Origin of the sequence: Trichocoleus sp. DQ-A1 (genome assembly GCF_039961955.1) — a bacterium.
Taxonomy (GTDB): domain Bacteria; phylum Cyanobacteriota; class Cyanobacteriia; order Cyanobacteriales; family FACHB-T130; genus FACHB-T130.
The window spans coordinates 98,501-118,513 of record NZ_JAMPKE010000012.1 but is presented as its reverse complement, the minus strand read 5'-3'; the positions used below and the strand labels follow the sequence as shown (position 1 = coordinate 118,513).

The following is a 20,013-nucleotide window of genomic DNA, read 5'->3' as shown; positions in this document are numbered from 1 at the left end:
ATATCCCGCGTCTCTACAAACGATGAATGCTCCTCTAGGTTTCTGGCTTTCCATAAAAGTTTTATGTCTAAAATTTAACTTTAGTATCTTTTTTATTAATCTTTTATAAAAAAATCATATATTTTTGGAAGTCTTTTTAAGGTTTTCCAGTTCTATGCCAGAGAGATGACTTCTCTAAACTGGCATTACCTTGCCTATTCCAGCATTCACGAATAGGTAATTGTTACTAAGCATTTATTATTGAAACACTATTTCAAGTAGCAAGACGGTTTAGCATCAGGAACCCATTTACATGAAAATCAGCCACAAATTGATGACAGGTTACTTAGCCGTTGCTCTACTTGTTGAAGTGGTTGGATATGTCGGAATTAAAGGAACGAATAATCTTGAAAAAAAGTACAACGAAGTTATTAATAGAACAATTCCTTTTCACTATGAGTTAGAGCGGTTGCAATATGCTTCGGATACAGTAGTTTTGTCTACTAAACAATTAGAATTCCAAAAAGTAGAAAAAAATCCATCTGCAAAAGATATTGTATCGACGCAAAAATATCAAAATTTGGAGACTAGCCAGGAAAATTATCGCAAGGCTCTGAATGCTTATAAAGAATTAGTGAACTATTTTTTCACATCTGAGCAAGTATTGTCAGAAGAAATCCAAACTTCAGGTGAGAGACTTTTAAAATTATCCAATGAGGTAATCGGCTTAAAAAAGCAGGGAAGGGTAACTCCAGAGTTACTGGCAAAAGAAAACGAACTGGAAAAAACCAGCAAACAATTTATAGGAACTATTAACCAAAAAATTCAGGCTCAATCGCAAGAGTTGGAAACGGAAAGAAAGAAGATTCATGAAACTCTGCTCTTGACCGACAGAATGATATTTGGCGTCGGTTTATCTACCCTCTTAATCGCTATATTTCTTGGTCTTTCTATCTCGCGGTCTATATTGAGTCGGCTAAACAAACTCAAAGCGGCTGCGGTAGAGATAGGCAAGGGCAAGCTAGAGACAAAAATAGACGCTTCCACCAAAGATGAGCTGAGCGCCTTAGCTGATGCTTTCAATAAAATGGCTGAGGATTTGCGGCAGAAAACAGCGGATGTAATCAATGTTTGTGAAAGCATGGTGGAATCTCTGATCGTGGTAACGCCCGATACCATGATTCAGTCAGTTAATAAAGCAACCTGCGAACTTTTGGGGTATCACAAAGAGGAGTTAATTGGGCAACCGATAGGAGTTATTTTCGCCGATGAAAAATTTCCTTTCACAGCGTCGGAGTTGGATGATTTAACTCAAAAAAGGGTTGTCCGAGATGCGGAAAAAATTTACCTGTCCAAAGACGGGAGAAGAATCTCGGTGCTGTTTTCCTGTGCAGCGATCGCAAGCGTATCGGATAGAATTCAGGGAATCGTTTGTGTAGCCCAAGATATCACGGAACGGCAGCGAGCGGAGTTGGCGATCAAACAAGCGAAAGAAGAACTAGAAATTAGAGTTGAGGAGCGCACAACTGAGTTAAAGCGTGCAATTGGGCAATTTCAGGGCGAGATTGTCGAGCGTCAGCGGGTAGAGGAAGCACTGCGCGAAAGCGAGGAGCGGTTTCGGACGCTGATACAGGAGCTTCACGTCGGCGTTTTACTGCAAGGAGCCAACGCAGAAATCCTGCTGAGTAATCAAGCGGCTATCGACCTTCTCGGTATCACTGACAGCCAACTGCTGGGGAAAACTTCCTTCGATCTGAATTGGAATGTCATTCATGAAGATGGTACACCGTTCCCCGGAGAAACCCATCCGGTGTCGCAAGCGATCGCAACTCGTCAAGCCGTGCGGAATGTCGTGATGGGCGTTTATCGTTCCAGTGTGGGCGATCGCATCTGGCTATTAGTTAATGCCGAACCTCAGTTGGCAGCGGATGGTGGCCTTGAACAAGTAATCTGCACCTTCAGCGATATCACCAAGCGCAAGCAAGCAGAGGAAAGACTCGCGCAGCGCGAACGCTACTTATCAGCATTAGTTGAAGTTGAGCGCCGGTTGCTGACTTTTGATGGCGGCACGAATTGCTACACGGAAATATTGGTACAACTCGGACAAGCAGCAGGCGCAAGTCGCGTTTATGTATTCGAGAACCATCGTTCGCAAATAGGCAACTTGCTGATGAGTCAGCGTGCGGAGTGGTGTGCCGAGGGCGTTCGCCCAGAAATCGACAATCCGGCGCTGCAAAACCTTTCTTATGACGACTTCTTCCCCCGCTGGGCATATTTGCTAGAAAAAGGTGACATTGTTGCCGGAATTGTCGCTGAATTACCCGAATCAGAGCGTTTTATCTTAGAACCTCAGGGAATTCTTTCCATCCTAATTTTGCCCATCATGGTTAAGGGCGAATTCTTCGGGTTTATCGGCTTTGACAACTGCATAGAAGCGCGTGCTTGGGAACCTTTGGAAATCAACCTGCTGCGTGCAGCGGCAGCCGCCATCTCTCTTACTCAAGAACGCAAGCAAGCAGAGGAAGCAGTAACACGCCTTGCCGGGATTTTGGAAGCAACGAGTGATTTCGTAGGCAGTGCGGACAATCGAGGACGCGCATTTTTCATTAACCAGGCAGGTCGTCGCTTGGTCGGAATTCCTCTCGAAGAGGATATCTCAAACCTCAGCGTTGCCAGTTGCCACCCGAAATGGGCGGGTCAAATCATCTTGGAGGAGGGAATTCCTAGTGCGATTCGCGATGGCGTCTGGTGTGGCGAAACTGCACTTTTGACCCGCGACAAACGGGAGATTCCAGTTTTGCAGCTGATTATTGCCCACAAGAAGCTGGATGGAAGCGTTGACTTTCTTTCTACCATCTCCCGCGATATTAGCGATCGCAAGCAAGCAGAAAACGCTCTCAAACAGCTCAACGCAGACTTAGAAAAACGAGTCCTTGAGCGTACAGCAGAATTAAACAATGCGATCGCGCAATTGGAGGGCGAGATTGCCGAGCGCAAGTGGGCAGAAGAGGAACTGGAAAAATCCCTGTCCCTGCTCAAGGCGACGCTCGAATCAACAGCTGATGGGATTCTCGTAGTTGACAAAACCGGAAAAATAGCCAGTTTCAATCAAAAATTTGTCCAAATGTGGCGCATCCCCGACTCTATTGTCGCGGCAGGGAATAGCAACCAAGCCTTAGCATTTGTCCTAGAGCAGCTAAAAAACCCGGAAACCTTTATCACCAAAATTCAGGAACTCTATAGCGAACCAGACGCAGAAAGCTACGACCTCCTTGAATTTAAAGATAGAAGAATCTTCGAGCGCTATTCCCAGCCTCAACGGATTGGGGGAAAAGTCGTCGGTAGAGTGTGGAGCTTCCGCGATGTCACCGAGCGCCAACAGGCAGAAGAAACCATCCGCTATCAAGCGTTGCACGACCTGCTGACTGGCTTGCCGAACCGGATGCTATTCAATGAGCGGCTGTCCGTGTCCTTGGCGTATGCACGTCAAAGCCAAAGTACGCTTGCCGTAATGTTTTTGGATTTGGATCGTTTTAAGACGATTAACGATACATTGGGGCACGCTTTTGGCGATCGCTTGTTGCAAAGCGTGACTGAACGAATGATCGGCTGTATGGGGGAGGATGACACCGTTGCTCGTTGGGGAGGGGATGAATTTACCCTACTTATCCCCCAAATTCGTTGTAAAGAGGACGCTGCTAAGATTGCCCAGAAAATCTTGGAAGCTTTAAAGCCAGAATTTTATTTAGAAGGGCACTCCCTGCATATCAGTAGCAGTATTGGGATTGCACTTTATCCCAGTGATGGCACAGATGCTGAAACGCTTTTGAGAAACGCCGATGCTGCCTTGTATCGTGCCAAAGAACAAGGTCGGAATAACTATCAATTTTATAATCCAGCAATGAATTCTCAGAATTCTGAGTTATTGGTACTCGAAAACGATTTGCACCATGCTCTAGAACGGGGAGAATTTGTCGTTTACTACCAACCTCAAGTCAATACAACGACTGGAGAAATCACCCACGTTGAAGCCCTGTTGCGCTGGCAGCATCCAAAATTTGGGCTAGTTTCTCCAGGAATATTTATTCCCCTAGCGGAAGAAACCGGACTCATCGTACCAATTGGGGAATGGGTGTTAAAGACTGCCTGCGCTCAAAATAAAGCTTGGCACGATGCAGGAATTGCCGACTTACAAGTGGCGGTTAACCTTTCTGCCCGACAGTTTCAGGAACCCGATTTAGTCAAAATGGTGACGCGAGTTCTGGAAGAAACTGGACTCGAAGCGCAATTTCTGGAGTTAGAAATTACTGAAACAATCACGATGCAAAATGTAGAATTTACCCGAAAAACTTTGAGTGAGTTGCATCGGCTAGGAGTTTACATTTCTCTAGATGATTTTGGGACGGGATATTCTTCTCTGACTTATTTGAAAAAGTTTCCCTTCCATACCTTAAAAATTGACAAATCCTTTGTTCGAGACTTGACAAGCGACCCCAATGATGCAGCCATCATTACAGCGATCGCAGCGTTAGGAAAGGTACTCAATCTGAGACTGGTTGCGGAAGGCGTGGAAACAGAAGCGCAAAAAGATTTCTTGCAAAATCTCCAATGCGAACAGATGCAAGGGTACTTTTTCTGGCGACCTCAAGCGGCTGAGGAGATTACCAAAATACTCGAAAAATCTTTCTCAAAGATAGCCAAACATTCAAGTTGTGTATCCGTTGCTAACTGTTCCTGTAGCTTTAGACTTTCAGCGGAAGCGATGCGATGATGGCTTAGGATGGATACGGAAGCGATCGCACAAAACTTATATTTTCGTCTTGCTCATGACGGATTAGGCAACTCAAACAGTAGTTTTAACCAAGCAACAAAGATGAGTGCGATCGCACAAACTCTTCAGCTGTGCAGCGGTTGTTATCTCCTAGCTTAGAGAGCAGTGGTAGATTCGATGACGGCTTCGGCTTGGTGAACTAAGCTTCTTAACTTATCCACCATCTCTCGATCGACGTTTTGCCACAATCCCCGCTGATTCGCTTCTAGCAACCGTTCTGCCATATCTCGCAATGCCCAAGGATTCTTCTGCTGGATGAAATCCTGCACAGATTGGTCGAATAAGTACGCTTCTGCAACTCCTTGATACATGAAATCTTCCACACAATTTGCTGTGGCATCATAAGCAAAGAGATAATCCACGGTTGCTGCCATTTCAAATGCACCTTTGTAACCGTGGTGCATGACTCCAGCAATCCATTTTGGATTCACGACACGAGAACGATATACTCGCGCAATTTCTTCTCGCAGTTGCCGCACTTTTGGGTTTTCAGGAAGGGAATTATCCCCAAAATAAGTTTGGGGATTTTTGCCACTCATCGCCCGAACTGCTGCTGTTAAACCGCCTTGAAATTGATAGTAATCATCTGAATCTAATAAATCGTGTTCCCGGTTATCTTGATTGTGCAATACGATTTGCATCTGGCGTAGACGCTGCTCAAAGGCTTCTGGAGCGGCGATTCCCCCTAAACCTCTTTTGTTCAGGGGAGGAGAAGAAACATCTCCCGCAACTCCTTTTGACAAGGAGGGAGAGGATTCTGCGGTGCTAGTGTAGGCGTAACTACTCCAGTTGATGTAGGCACGGGCTAAATCTTGGTCATCTGTCCAGTTTTGGGCTTCGATTAAGCCTTGCAATCCCGCACCGTAGGCACCAGGTTTAGAACCAAAGATGCGATAGCGCGATCGCATTTCTGCTTGTTCCTGATTTAACCCCGCCGATCTCCATAACTCGGTTTCTTGTTTAACTTGCGCGGCTAAGGGGTTTTGTTCTGGTGGTTCATCCAACGCTGCGACTGCTGCCACCGCTTGATCGAATAGATCGATTAAGTTCGGAAAAGCGTCGCGGAAGAAGCCAGAGATTCTCAGCGTGACATCGACGCGGGGACGATTTAAGACCGAAAGTGGCAAAATTTCAAAATCCACCACCCGCCGCGACGGGCTATCCCACACGGGTTGCACTCCCAATAATGCCAACGCTTCTGCCAAATCATCGCCGCCAGTCCGCATGGTGGAGGTTCCCCATACGGACAATCCGAGTGTTTTAGGATACTCGCCGTTTTCTTGGGTATATCGTTCAATTAAGGCTTCTGCTGCTTTACGTCCGACCAGCCAAGCGGTTTCTGTAGGAATTGCCCGAATATCAACTGAGTAAAAATTGCGACCCGTAGGCAGAACATCTGGGCGTCCTCGTGTCGGTGCGCCAGAGGCACCACTGGGGACAAAGCGCCCATCTAAGCCGTGCAATAGGTTGGCGATTTCTTGGGTGGTTTGTTGCAGGGAAGGCAGCAGGGAGTTGCGTATCCACTGCAATTCTCTTTGCGTGGCATCACCGTCTACCCCACCCCAGCCCTCCCCGTTAACGGGGAGGGGGCAAGAGGGGGTGAATAGAGAGGTGGCATCACCTAGATTTACTCCACCCCAAGCCTCTCCATTAGCAAGGGGGGGGCAAGAGGGGGTGGAAACGGAGGGGGCGGTGAGCAGATGTTCCACCAAGTTCGCTGCTTGTTGTTCTAATGCCTCAACTGCGTCACCGACAGTTCGATAGGCTGCAATTGTAGGCTCGTTACCCCCCCTGTGAACGGGAGGGGTAAGGGGGGGTTCCGCGCTGCTAGGGAGAGGTTGAGCGGGATCTGCTGTCAAGGGATCGAAATCCAAACCCCAATCTTGAGCGATCGCGCGAGTTAAGCCGATACGATGAGTACCGGGATGACGAGCGATCGCTACTATTAAATCCCTGAGTTGTCGCCCCTGCGGACATTGCCCAAAAATGTGCAAACCATCTCGAATTTGAGCCTCTTTTAATTCGCACAGATACCCATCAGCGCGAGTAAGGAGATTTTGAATTTCCTCACCCCCCTTTTTAAGGGGGGCAGGGGGGATCGAATTTTCGATTGAAGTTTCTAACCCTAAATCCTGATGGAGGTTTTCTTCGAGGATTAGCTGAGTGATGCGATCGCGTATCACTGGCAAGCGCGACGGATCTAAACTCTGGGCTTCATAATACTCGTCAATTAAACCTTCCAATTGTTGCAAAGAACCATAAAGTTCAGCGCGAGTCATCGGCGGTGTTAAATGGTCAATAATTACCGCTTGGGCGCGACGCTTGGCTTGCGAACCTTCACCAGGGTCATTGACAATGAAAGGATAAAGATGAGGCAAAGCGCCGAAAGCAACCTCTGGATAACAATTTTCAGAGAGTGCCACACTTTTACCTGGCAACCATTCCAAATTCCCATGTTTCCCCACATGGACAATTGCATCAGCCCCAAAATGTTCTCGTACCCAATAGTAGAAAGCGAGATAATGATGAGGCGGTTCTAAATCCGGAGCGTGATAATTCAAACTTGGGTCAAAATCGTAACCCCGCGCCGGTTGAATCCCCACAAAAACATTACCCAGATAAATACCAGGAATCGGAAATTTAGAAACAGAACCAGTTAGCTCAATAAATCTCTCTTCCCTCTCTTCCTTCGCGTTCTTAGCATCTAAAGCGCTAACGCGCATGGCTTCGCTAACGCTAGTGCGGTTCATCTCCAAAACCGAATTCCAGCGATCGCATATTCCCTTCTGCACTCCCCCAGGCAACGTCGCAAAATACTCCTGATACTCTTCCCCGCAGACAAATTGACCGACTGGGCGGAATCGCCCCTCTGGATCGTTCGTCACCCCAGCCGTTAAACGCCCAATCAATTCATCTCCCGTTGCCGGGATATCTTCAACCTGATACCCAGCTAACTGCAACGCCTTGAGGATTTCCACACAACTTGCTGGGGTATCCAACCCAACACCATTGGCAAGACGCCCATCTCGGTTGGGATAATTAGCCAAAATCAAGGCAATTCGCCTTTCAGAAGGTGGCGTTTGGCGTAGTTTTACCCAATTAGAGGCTAAGTCAGCGACAAACTCAATGCGATCGCGTACCGGCTCATAAACCACCACATCCGTTTCCAACTGAGGATTCCGGGTTTCCACCGCCTTAAAGGAAACCGCACGACTAATAATCCGCCCATCCACTTCTGGTAGCGCTACATTCATCGCCATATCCCGTGGCGATAGCCCCTGAAATCCAGATTCCCACTGTTCCACCGTGCCACCGCTGAGGATTACCTGTAACACGGGTACATCTAAGGTGCTGAGTGCTAATGGCTCATCGCTAATCGCTAATTTTTGACCATTCGCCCTTGGCAATGAGCTAATCGCAAAGCTGGTGGTACTCAGCAAAACCTGTATGGGTTCTGCTTCTTTAGGTTGGAGTTGTTGCAACACTTCTTCCTGCACATCCGGATCTCGCAGGGAAGAGACAAAAACGGGGACGGGTTCTAATTTTCGGGCGGCTAATGCTTGGCAAAGAGCATCAATTACTGCTGTATTTCCAGCTAAATAATGAGCGCGATAGAACAGAATCCCAACTTTTGGCTTTAATTTCTCCTTCAACCCCTCTCCAGCAAGGAGAGAGGCGTCATTCTTCTCCCCCTGCCCTCGTAGGGAAGGGGGCTGGGAAGTTAGGTTTTTCTGATTGTCTTCCTCCCCCATTTCCCATTGATAAAGCCCCACGCGAGGAACTGCTTGGGGTGGGAGTGGATTGTAACTACCTTCTAGACAAACATCGGCAATAAATTTTAGGGCGTTAGCGAAATTTTCCCCGCCGCCTTCGATTAGGTAGCGCCACAACTGGTTAACAACTGATAGAGAAACAGTAGAATGACTGATTAAATCAGGATCTGGGCGATCGTCTCCTGGTAAGACAATCAATGCTGCACCCGTCCGCTGCACTGTCTCGCGTACCACTTCTAACCCGTAAGACCAGTAAGAACGTCCTCCGAGTAACCGTAGAATAATTACCTGTGCCTGCTCTAGCACTTCCTCTGCATAAGTATCAATACTGAGCTGTTGCTGCAACTGCAAGAGATTGACGACTCGTAGGGCTGGAAATCCCTCTGGTAATTTAGATACGGCTGCGGCGAGAGTTTGAATATCGGTGTCCGCTGCGGTGAGAAGGACGATGGGGGCAGGGGTTTGCTCGATAAAAATGACGCCTTCAGCGTCAGGATTCCATCCCCCAGGAGTAGCGGCTAGACGATGCATAATAGCGATTTTAGATTTTAGATTGGCTCTTGAGATTCGCTCTTGCCAAGGTATGACTTTCTCATACTCAGCTGAAAGTAGATTGCTCAAAGCTCATGGTTCGGTGTTCAATGTTCATGGCATTTGACGATAAACCATGAACCAATCACAAGGATTAAACGCGCTGAGTCAAGGTCTGATTGTATCTTGTCAGGCTCCGGTTGACTCGCCTCTACATGAGCCATCGGCGATCGCGGCGATCGCGCAAGCGGCGATTCTCAACGGAGCCGTCGGTGTCAGAATTGATACACCCGCTCATGTGAAGGCAGTCCGGGAACGAGTAAAATCACCGATTATCGGGCTGTGGAAACAACAGATACCGGGGTACGAAGTCTATATTACGCCGCAGTTTGAACACGCGGAAGCGATCGCTCAAGCCGGTGCGGACATTATTGCCATTGACGCTACTTTACGCGATCGCCCAGGCGCGGAAACAATAGAAACACTCATTACCCGGATTCACGATGAATTAGGCAAGCCGGTGATGGCTGATGTGGATACGATAGAGAGCGCGATCGCGGCGGCGGCGGCTGGTGCAGACATTGTCGGTACCACGCTCTATGGCTATACTGCCCAAACGAAAAATTTTGCTCCTCCCGGCTTCGATCTTCTCTCCCAAATAGTCGAACAGCTAAGCGTTCCAGCAATTTGTGAAGGTGGCATTGCCTCACCGCAGCAAGCTAAACACGCCTTGGAATTAGGAGCTTATGCTGTTGTCGTCGGTACCGCAATTACAGGTATAGATTACAACGTAAAGATGTACTGTGCTGCTTTCCCAAGTTCACAAAAATCATAATTTTTAGCTAAAAATGATTGTAATAATTAAAACTTTGGCTACTTAATTATCAGTATTTCTCGTGAAATAGCAGTTTCTTTCTAGATTTAGTCTCAGCACGTAGGTAATTATTGGGATATACTTCTTTAGGTAGAGGCATACAAAGACTGCTTTAGTTATTTTGGTGGTCTAAAAAATTGTGAATGTGCCAGGGCGCTACCTAAGGTAATTTTTATGCACGCTTTACCACGAGTTATCAGGAAAACCGGCTTTTTATGGGCGTTGGTTGCAGTAGGTGCATTTCAGGGATTGCTGATTACCTGGATGCTGCCAACCCAAAGTTTGAACTTTAACAATCCGCCCCAATCGGTGCGTGCGGGAAATCGGTAGTTAAGTGCAAAAACAAAAATACCCTCGATGCCTCGAAGGTATAACCAGAAAAAGTATTTTAGGTAGATTTGGCGGCACCCGCGCAACAACTAAGCCGCTGCCAGTTGACGCCGCTTCACAATCACCATCGTGTTTCCCACGACTGGACTACGCGCTAGTACGTCGCCTTGAGAATCGGCGATTTGTAGCTTGCTGAAGTCGAGTTCTCTAGCACGTTGCAGCATTTCAGCAGCTAATTTGTCTTGCTTAGAGACAGAGAGATTGTACCAAGCATCTCCTACCTTCACGATTAGCAAGCTGCCTGGAAAGTTAGCTTCAATCGACTGAATCAGCCCATTTTCATATTGGCTGGTAATTTCAGTGACTCGATTTTGGATAGAGGCAATCAGGTTTTGCTCTGGAGTCAGCACTGGGGGAGGCGGCGTCACCGTTTCCACGGGTTCCGGTGCTTCAGGCGCTTTTAATTCTGGTGGAGTGGTAATTTGTGAAGTCGGAAGATTCGCCACGTCAGTCGGAGGCTTCCCAGGTACCAGGGCAGCTGTTGTCCAGAGTACTACGAGAAGAACGCCTGCGATCGCGCTCGACAAAGCCGTATTCGACAGCTTTTGACTGATTGATTCCGGCAGAATTGAGCGGATTCTCGCCAGCGTCGCATTCCACAACATCACAAAGCGCATCCAACTCTGACGGAACCTCTCTAGAGGACTCGGCGTCGGTGGCAAAGGCACCACCTCAGCAGGGGGTGTCTTTGGTGCTGGCGTGTCCGCAGAGGTTTCTAGGGCTGACGTCTCTGTAGCCAATGCTGGTGCTTCTGGCGTCACTTCTGGCGTTACTTCTGGCGTCAGCTCTGTCACCCCCTCAGTAGGTTGAAATACCACCTTTTCCGGAGGAGAAGGAGTCCTTGAGGGTAACTGTTCGGTAGGTTCTGCCTCCAGTTTTTCGACAACCCCTTCCAGTAGCTGAATTGTGCCACGCAGAGTTTTAAGGCTTTGCACTTTCAGAACGGGTTGGAATCTAGCCCAAATTTGCTGGAGGGCTTTTCCCGATTGGCTTTTTGCCCCCGTGGGCGTCGGCGTTTGGGGTGCCGGTTTAGCTGAAGAAGTTGGCTGTTTCGGTTGATCTTCTGGCATCGAATTTCCCCTGAGGGCAGTGCAAATAGGTGCAATTACGGTAAATTTTTACCGAATGCTGCCTTCACAGCCCTAATCTACCACTTTGCTATTCTGCTTTAATCGACTTGCGCCCAACTTACGTAACTCTTAATCAAGTAATCCATGCCCCTTAAACGCCGTGACTTTCTAATTTTAAGTAGCCTCAGTGGCTTCGGCTTAGCTTTTTTGGTCAGAAAATTCCGCAGCCAAATCGCTCAGAGTCAAGATATCAACCCAGGAGAGACTTCCAAAACCTCCCCTTCCTCCAACTTAGGCTTCAAATCGACAACGGTTAGTTCATCACAATCCCCTCTCCTGCGCTTTGTCTCCGTCGCTGACACCGGCACTGGTTCGGCAAGCCAGTACGCTGTAGCAGCGTCAATGGCTCGTTACCACGCGCTAAAGCCCTTTGATTTAGCAATTCTTGCGGGTGACAATATTTACAACAACGGTGAAATCGAGAAAATTGTCGATGTCTTTGAGCGCCCCTATCAAGCTTTATTGCGGCGCGGAGTAAAATTTCAGGCGGTTCTTGGCAATCACGACATCCGCACCGATAACGGAGAACCCCAAGTGCGCTATCCAGGCTTTAATATGCAGGGACGACGCTACTACACATTCCGCCGCAACCCCGTACAATTTTTTGCTTTAGATACTAATGAGAATGCTGACTGGGAAACTCAACTAAAATGGTTAGAAAAAGAACTCACTCGCAGTAATGCCCCTTGGAAAGTAGTTGTTGGTCATCACCAGATTTATTCATCGGGTGCATACGGGGTTAATCAACCCTTTATACAAACCTTGACGCCACTATTTAAAAAGTACGGAGTGCAACTTTACATCAACGGTCACGACCACCATTATGAGCGCACTCAGCCCATCAATGGTACTACCTACCTCATCTGTGGGGCAGGGGCAGGACTCCGCCCGGTGGAACGTTCAGAATGGACGGCGCATTCTACTAGTCAATTGAGTTTTGCGGCACTTAATGTATATGCAGACAGAATAATCATTAGCGGTATCGGCACCGATAACCGCATTTTCGACCAAGGCATCATTCCTCTGCACTCAGCCTGATTCAAACTATGAAAGACAAGCGCTTGAAAGTAAAATACCTGTTGTGTACTACTTTCCCAATCTTGTCATATATGAGCAGCTAGATTTCGATGGGCAACAGAGGCTTTATTGTGATGCGATCGCTTATATCTTTAAGGCATACTATCCTTAATATTGAGCTAGATTAATGGATAGGAGGAAATACGCGATCGCATCTAGTTCATCCACCTATTTCACTGCGAGCCACTAATTTTTTGACTCCGAATAAGACGAAATATTTTATTTTCTTAAAAAAGATGAAAAGGAACAACAATCATGAAATTGCAGAATCCCAAAATTAGATTATTCCTTCTCGTCTTGGCTTGTGCAATTGTTTTCAGTATTCAATCCTTATCTTTAGCACAAAAAGATGCTCACCTAGCCACCGAACCGATTACTTCACCTGCTTCCCAATTACTCGCTCAACAAAACGGGAAGTTAATTATTACTCAAGTAAATCGTGAGTTTCAGATAAATTTAAACGAAACCGCTATTTTACCTGATGAAAATATTTGGGTGAAATTTACTGACGTCACAGAAGATTCACGCTGTCCTATTAATGTCCAGTGTTTTTGGGCGGGACGAGCAAAAATCGTGGTAAATATTTGGAAAGACAGTCAAAATACAGGAGATTTTGTTTTGACCACTGGTGGCGGAAATCCAGCATTAGCAGTTCAAAACTTTGACAGCAACTATAATATTAAGTTTGTAGACCTTCAGCCAGCTCCCATTAGTGGATCAGAAACTCAAAAATCAGCTTATACTACTGCTCTCGTAATTTCTAAAACAATAGACAAGATTTAGTCTTGTAACTTGCGTAGGCAGGTTTCGTTTGTGTAGGTGCGGTTTCAACCATCCGTGCAAGAGGTGAGGGATTCTGACCTGCTGGCATATCTCAATTCAAATACGATTGCTATAGCAGTTTTTTAACTATAACCATATCAAAGTAGAAGCAAATAACTAAAAAATGAAGCGCATAAACATTCTTATTTCTGGTTTTTTTCTAACTACGAGCCTGACGGCTACAGCAGCCTACAGTCAAAGCGTTTCACCAAATCCAACTCTACCTCTTACATCCAGCCCTATTCCAAATTCTAATCAAATTAAACCCAACAGCTGGGAAATAAATGTAAAAGAAATTTTAGAAACTCCTAATTTAGCTGACTGCAAATTTTGGATGATGCTTGGGGTAATCCTCGCTGCTGGAAGCCTGGGTGGGTTAGTCTACGAACTGCTCAATCTCCAGGGAAATATTGAGTTACCTCATAAGCCGACCGATGATGATTTAGCAGTAAAGTTTGCCTATGCTCATTCTACGAATGTGATTGATTTAGGGGTAGTGGCACGGTTACTCATTGGTGCCCTTGCTGCACCTCCAGCTATCGCGATTGTCCGACCAGAAACGGCTTTTATCCTGTTAGCAACCTCCGCAGTTGCTGGTTCCGCAGGTACTTTGATCTTTCGCGCTCTACAGGATCGGTTATTAGTCGCGGTACTTCAAACTGGGATAAACGAGGTCAGTGCAAGAAGTATTAAACCGCAGCAACCAATCGATGAAGCGATTAAAGATTTTGACAAGCTAGTACAAGAAGTGAGAAAGCATTCAGAAAGTCCCAGAGGATTGACTGAGCTAAAGTTTACCAGAGACGCTACTTTAGACCCCAGCGACTTCGAGGAAGTCAGCAAACATTTGAATCAAATTCAAGGAGTAAATCCTAAAGTTGACGAGGCGATTGAGATTTTTAAAGAGCTGGTGGAGGAAGTGCGAAAGCACTCCGAAAGTCCTAGCGGGACTACTAAACTAAAGATTACTAAGGGTACCGTTTTACCATTTGAACATTTACAGAAGATAAAAACACTTTTGTGGCAAGCTAAAAAAGACACGGAAACGACTACATCCGCAAATGATAGCACTGCTGAATTAGCATCTAAGCCGATGCCACCCGCAGAAGGCAGTACTTCTTCTCACAACTGAAATAAATTCAAGCACACGGATAAGCTAATCCTGCCGGATGCAGTTGCCTTGAAAAAACAGAATTAACACCACTTGTAATAAAACTTTACAGTAAACTATTGTCGTTCGATCTCTTGAGTTTTGTCAGTTAACCAGTATGGGTATTGTAGTCTAATAAAAATAGAATTATTAGGTTGTTACTCTATTAAGTTTAAACGTATGCAGGCTGGATGTTATTTGTTCAATCTATCGGAAGAGTGAATTTTTTGGATAATTTGTGATAAAGGAACATCTGTCTAGAGAGCGGTTTAGCTGATAAGCCAAATGAAGTAAATATAGGATTGCTAAACCTAATGAGATTGTGTTCTATGCAACCAAATTATTTTACGAAAGGGCTTTCAACTGTAGGACGTTGGCTGGCTACAACGCTGTTTTGCGTGTCAGCGATCGCGTTTGTTTGGCAGGGTGCCTTTTTCTCGACCAGCGCAGCAATGGCTGCTCCTAGTGCAAACCTAATCGCATCTGTAGATACGAGCGACCAGGTTAAAGGAAAAGCCAATGAAGATTTGAACCGAAGCAAGAATTTCATTGACGATGTCAAAGACAAGGTAAAAGCAACTGCCAATAAGAATGCCGACCGAGTCGAGGAAGGAACGGATGGGCATGGGAATCTCATTGAGCGTAAAGCCAACAGAGATGCAGCGCGAATTGAGAAAAGAGCAGATGAAGATGCGGCTCGGACTAAGGAAGCAGTAGACAACACAAAAGGTCTTGTTGAAAAGGCTGTTGATAGCATCAAGGATGCTCTTGGTAACTAGAGAATAGTTATTAGGTCAATGTACATTATTCCGTTCATTTAAACCTGAAGGATGGATGTACATTGATTGGCTGTTTGCAATTCTACTTCGGCAAGAGAAATCAAAATTAAGAAACGAAACACAAGCTTAACTCGAATGGCACTGAGTTAAGCTTAAGCTTACTCGCCGCTCTCCCTGTTTTGTCACTCTCTAAAAACAAAAATTGAAGGCAATTTTTTAACCCAGACTGAGATTGGGTTTCTAGATTTATTTTCTAATACTTTAGATATAATCATTGCGTAAAACTAAAATGCTTGTGTGGGAAGGGTTACATTTTTTCATCTGAGAATAATGATGGAAGAACGATAGAGTTTTAAGCCGTGTTCTTCAACTTTTTCGGGGTCGTCAGCGTTTCGTGGAAGTTTCGCAAAATTGGCGATCGCAACTGCATCATCAATCGCTCTGTTGAGGGTTGCGTCGTTCGTTCTTGACGGTTTGCTTTGCTTGACAATGTGGACATTGTATGCTTCGATTGTGCAATGCCCTAATCAATTATCAAGTCAGCACTTCACAAGGGCCAAAAGTCATCTCGATCGCCCCAGCCATTTGTACAAATACCTGCCCGACTGTGGAACCTGGATGAGCTAGAGTCAAGGGCGTTCCTGTATCCCCACCCATACAAATACTAGGGTCAATCGGAACCTGCCCCAGTAAAGGGGCATGGAGTTCTGTCGATAGCTGCTGCCCTCCACCACTCCCAAAAATCGGAGTGCGATCGCCACAATGACCACAGATTAAATAGCTCATATTTTCGATAATGCCAAGCACGGGAATGCCGACACGACGAAACATATGGACGCTGCGGCGCACATCCGCAACCGCGACTTGTTGGGGAGTCGTGACTAGGATTACTCCACAAATCGGACTTTCTTGCACAATCGTAATTTGAGCATCGCCTGTACCAGGAGGCAAATCAATCAGCAGGTAATCCAATTCTCCCCATTCCACCTCCTGAATAAACTGAGTCACGATTTTGTGCAGGACGGGGCCGCGCCAAGCGAGGGGATGATCGGGTTCTGCCAGCAGTCCTACGGACATGACTTTGATACCGTGAGCTTCTAGGGGTATAAACTTTTGACCGTTGGGTGTATCAATCACCTTGACATCTGCTTGTCCCAGTCCCAACATTTGGGGGACGTTGGGGCCATAGACATCAGCATCGAGTAAACCCACCTTCGCCCCCTGTAAACTCAAAGCGGCGGCTAAATTAACCGATGTTGTGGACTTGCCTACACCCCCCTTGCCACTGGAAATTGCCAACGTCGTTCTGACACCAGGAATGGTACACAGTTGGATATAGATTTTCTTGCACCAAGTAAGGAGTGAAAGTGCCGATTGAATTTCGGCTTGTAGGTGATGCTGATGTTTCCCCACATACAGGCGTAGATAAATATAGTCATCCACAACTCGCAGATTCCGCACCATCCCTAAGCTAACAATGTCGTTTTTGAGGATGGGTTCAATCACCTGTTTGAGATACTGGATAACTTCTCGTTGCCGAGATTCAGTCACCGGATCGGGAGGAGTGGCAATTTCCTCTATTGAATGAGTTTGGCTGAAGGGAGATTGATGGCTAGGCATTGGATGTCTCTGGCGTAGACTCCTGGATCGTCTGAATCGCTCGTTGTGCGTAAATACACACGTCTTTGTCTGGATCGTCCAGGGATTGCTGGAGTGCATTGAGGGCAGTTGGGTTCTTCAGGATACCGAGTGCGATCGCTGCATCTCGACGCACATCCGAGTATTCATCTGCCAACGCTTTCACTAACGCAGGTAGGGTTTGGTCAGTTGGTGTTTTTTGCAAAGCCTGAAGTGTAAACTTCCGCACCTGCCAATGCTCATCTGCCAAAGCCGTTTCTAAAGCCGGAACTGCCGCAACATCGGCGTGGAGTGCCAACGATTTTGCCGCATTGCGTCGCACTTGCCAATCGGTATCGGTAGTGAGTGCTTGACACAGACTGGGAACCACTTCTGCATCTGCTAAATGTCCTAACGTCAGGGCAGCTGAACGCCGCACATTCTCATCGGGGTCAGACATCAAGGCGATCGCAGGTTGGCAGCGTTCCACTTGATTGAGATAGCGTAGCGTTGTCACTGCCGCTTCCCGTAACTGAGCATTTTCCGACTCAAAGAACGGCAGCACGTAGGGCAAAGACTGAGCATCGTGAATCTTCCGCAACAGAATTAACACATTCAGTTGCATATTTGCGTCATCTCGATGCAGGGCATCTAGCAGCAGCAACAGGTGATCGGGGGAAACTAATTCGCCCAATGCGGATAGCGCTTCTTCCCGAATCTCCTCATCGCTTGAAGCCAGACATTCTACTAAAGCCGGAACTGCCTTGGGGTTGGCTAACTCCCACAGTGCCGTCACTGCAAGCTTTTGCACAGCTATGCTCTCATCTTGCAGGGCTGTAATCAAGGGTTCCAGAGCATCCTCATCGCCCAAATGTTGCAGCATTTTGACGGCAACTAGGCGATCGCTAGCGTCGGGCGATCGCAGCATTTCCAACCCTTGGTTCAATTCAGTATCAGCAGACATCATTATTCCTCTATCGCAACAAAAAGGGAATTTGAACCGTAATCGCGTTGGTGGGACACTCCTTTTCACAAGGCAAGCAAAACCAGCACTCGTCGTATTTCATATAGGCTTTGCCCGTTTCTGGGTTCTTCGCTAACACATCGAGGGGACACACTTCAATGCAAGCGGTACACTTTTCTAAGCATTTCGATTCATCAACGATTACAGGTACGTCAACTCGTTGCGTTGTTAAAGCCATAACTCTCTCTCTAATTGTTAAAAACCAACAAACTTAACGCACCGCCACATCATAAACTTCTCGTTCAATGTCAACGTCCACCACATAAGGCTCAACCGGACGCTTGAACAAAGTCATCTCGCCTGATTCGTCTTTCTTGAGATTGACGTGGCAGAACCATTCTTCATTGTTCTTATCGGGATAATCCACGCGGTAATGGTAGAGTCCCCAACGGCTTTCCCGACGATACAGCGAGGCGCGTGCTGCCATCTCAGCACAATCGCGAATAAAGTGAACCTCCATGCAGCGCATCAGTTCATGGGGGTCGCTTGCACCCATTATTTCTAGGGTTTCGTGATAGCGCACAAAGTTCCTCAGCCCAATTTCCATCTTGTGGTCTACTTTGGGAGGCTGTAGGTAGTCATTGACCAACCGCCGTAATTTGTACTCCACCTGCGTATGCGGCACGCCATTCGGGTTGTTCAACGGGGCATAAATCCGTTGTCTTTCCGCCTCTAAAACGTCAGCATCGGGTTCAAGATGCTCTAACCCTTCGATATAATCCACCGCATTCGTACCTGCCAACCGACCAAAGACAAACGCCCCAATCATGTAGTTGTGGGGAACGCTTGCCATATCTCCGGCTGCATATAACCCCGGAACCGTCGTCTCCGCTTTCTCATTCACCCAGACCCCAGAAGCGCTGTGACCGCTACACAGACCGATTTCCGAGATATTCATCTCTACGCCATTCGTGCGGTAGTTTTCGCCTCTTCCTTCATGGAATCTGCCTCGGCTGGGTCGTTCATTCGCCCATAAAATAGACTCAATTTCTGAAATGGTGTCTTCATCTAAGTGAGTCATCTTCAGTTGAACTGGGCCTTTACCAGAGTTCAACTCCTTCCAGATTTCTAGCATCATCTGACCGCTCCAGTAGTCGCAACTGATAAAGCGGTGTCCTTCAGCATTGGCGGTGTAAGCGCCAAACGGACTGGCGACATAGGCGCACGCCGGACCGTTGTAATCCTTCATCAGAGGGTTAATTTGAAAACACTCAATATTGGTGAGTTCTGCGCCTGCGTGATACGCCATTGAGTAGCCGTCACCCGCATTGGTGGGGTTTTCGTAGGTGCCGTAGAGATAGCCGGAGGCGGGTAAACCTAAGCGTCCGCAGGCTCCCGTACACAACACGACGGCTTTTGCTTGAATCACCACAAAATCGCCGTTTCGCACATCAAACCCGACTGCACCTATGGCGCGTCCGTCTTTAACTAGAACGCGAGTTGCCATCACCCGATTTGTGACTTTGGCTTTGTGGCGCTTAACTTGTCGGGTCAAAATCTGTTTGAGGTCTTTTCCTTCGGGCATCGGGAGGACATATTTCCCCACGCGATGCACTTGCTTTAAGTCATAGTCTCCTTGGGCATCTTTTTGGAATTTAACGCCCCAACTTTCTAGTTCTTGAATGACCTCAAAGCCCAGTTTCCCAGTTTGGTAGACGGCTTTTTGATTGAGGATGCCATCGTTGGAAATCGTAATTTCGCGAACATATTGCTCTGGGGTAGAATTACCAGGAATGACGGCTGTATTGACCCCATCCATACCCATTGCGATCGCTCCACTGCGACGGATATTCGCTTTTTCTAAAATCAGCACTTCTCCGTCAGGATTTGCCTGTTTTGCTTTGATGGCTGCCATCGTTCCCGCAGTACCACCACCGATGACAAGAACATCGGTCTTCATCCATTGAGTATCCACTCTTGACTCCTCTTCAGTTAGCAAAAACTTTTATAACTTTGTACGAATAAATTCACTAAGTCTGCTTTTTTACCTTTTTTTATATTAGAGAAGAGAATTAAAAGTCACAAGCTTTTTTGTA

Annotated in this window: 14 protein-coding genes; 7 read left to right on the top strand and 7 right to left on the bottom strand. The window is 46.8% G+C overall.

Translation table 11 applies throughout. The annotated features are described in order from the left end of the window. Positions 1–292 precede the first annotated feature (292 nt). Positions 293–4,750 (top strand): EAL domain-containing protein, encoded by a 4,458-nt coding sequence (locus tag NDI33_RS14120; protein ID WP_190678932.1) that lies wholly within the window; start codon positions 293–295, stop codon positions 4,748–4,750. A 155-nt stretch (positions 4,751–4,905) separates the two neighbouring features. Here NDI33_RS14120 and cobN read toward each other — a convergent pair whose 3' ends face one another. Beyond that, entirely contained in the window at positions 4,906–9,114 is a 4,209-nt protein-coding gene (gene cobN / locus NDI33_RS14115) for a cobaltochelatase subunit CobN (RefSeq protein WP_190678929.1), read from the bottom strand. Positions 9,115–9,250: 136 nt separating this feature from the next. Between cobN and NDI33_RS14110 the strand changes: the two genes are divergently transcribed. Then, entirely contained in the window at positions 9,251–9,949 is a 699-nt protein-coding gene (locus tag NDI33_RS14110; protein WP_190678927.1) for an N-acetylmannosamine-6-phosphate 2-epimerase, read from the top strand. 213 nt (positions 9,950–10,162) lie between these two features. Further along, positions 10,163–10,318 carry a hypothetical protein gene (locus NDI33_RS14105; protein ID WP_190415069.1) on the top strand — a complete coding sequence of 52 codons (156 nt, stop codon included), beginning with the start codon at positions 10,163–10,165 and terminating at the stop codon, positions 10,316–10,318. An 89-nt stretch (positions 10,319–10,407) separates the two neighbouring features. Here the strand turns inward: NDI33_RS14105 and NDI33_RS14100 are convergent, their stop codons facing one another. After that, positions 10,408–11,448: a hypothetical protein gene (locus NDI33_RS14100; protein WP_190678925.1), complete on the bottom strand. Its 1,041-nt coding sequence runs from the start codon at positions 11,446–11,448 to the stop codon at positions 10,408–10,410. A gap of 144 nt (positions 11,449–11,592) precedes the next feature. Between NDI33_RS14100 and NDI33_RS14095 the strand changes: the two genes are divergently transcribed. From NDI33_RS14095 to NDI33_RS14080, 4 genes are all read left to right on the top strand, one after another. Further along, positions 11,593–12,546: a metallophosphoesterase gene (locus tag NDI33_RS14095; RefSeq protein WP_190678923.1), complete on the top strand. Its 954-nt coding sequence runs from the start codon at positions 11,593–11,595 to the stop codon at positions 12,544–12,546. Positions 12,547–12,840: 294 nt separating this feature from the next. After that, positions 12,841–13,368 carry a hypothetical protein gene (locus NDI33_RS14090; RefSeq protein ID WP_190678921.1) on the top strand — a complete coding sequence of 176 codons (528 nt, stop codon included), beginning with the start codon at positions 12,841–12,843 and terminating at the stop codon, positions 13,366–13,368. A 373-nt stretch (positions 13,369–13,741) separates the two neighbouring features. Continuing rightward, positions 13,742–14,539, top strand: coding sequence for a hypothetical protein (locus NDI33_RS14085; RefSeq protein WP_190678919.1), 798 nt, complete (start codon positions 13,742–13,744; stop codon positions 14,537–14,539). Positions 14,540–14,886: 347 nt separating this feature from the next. Then, positions 14,887–15,336, top strand: coding sequence for a hypothetical protein (locus tag NDI33_RS14080; RefSeq protein ID WP_190415064.1), 450 nt, complete (start codon positions 14,887–14,889; stop codon positions 15,334–15,336). 352 nt (positions 15,337–15,688) lie between these two features. Here NDI33_RS14080 and NDI33_RS14075 read toward each other — a convergent pair whose 3' ends face one another. Genes NDI33_RS14075 through NDI33_RS14055 form a run of 5 tightly spaced genes read right to left on the bottom strand, consistent with a single transcriptional unit; the run spans position 15,689 to position 19,892 of the window. Then, complete coding sequence (locus NDI33_RS14075; protein WP_190678917.1) at positions 15,689–15,835, bottom strand: hypothetical protein; 147 nt, start codon at positions 15,833–15,835, stop codon at positions 15,689–15,691. 35 nt (positions 15,836–15,870) lie between these two features. Then, complete coding sequence (locus NDI33_RS14070) at positions 15,871–16,956, bottom strand: P-loop NTPase (RefSeq protein ID WP_190678915.1); 1,086 nt, start codon at positions 16,954–16,956, stop codon at positions 15,871–15,873. Next, positions 16,949–17,917, bottom strand: a complete 969-nt coding sequence (locus NDI33_RS14065; RefSeq protein ID WP_190678997.1) for a HEAT repeat domain-containing protein — start codon at positions 17,915–17,917, stop codon at positions 16,949–16,951. Before NDI33_RS14065 ends, NDI33_RS14070 begins: the two co-directional genes overlap by 8 nt. Positions 17,918–17,927: 10 nt before the next feature. After that, the gene (locus NDI33_RS14060) at positions 17,928–18,155 is read right to left on the bottom strand and encodes a ferredoxin family protein (RefSeq protein ID WP_009630490.1); all 228 of its coding nucleotides are present in this window, start codon (positions 18,153–18,155) and stop codon (positions 17,928–17,930) included. 33 nt (positions 18,156–18,188) lie between these two features. Next, entirely contained in the window at positions 18,189–19,892 is a 1,704-nt protein-coding gene (locus NDI33_RS14055; protein WP_199302615.1) for a fumarate reductase/succinate dehydrogenase flavoprotein subunit, read from the bottom strand. Positions 19,893–20,013: the final 121 nt, after the last annotated feature.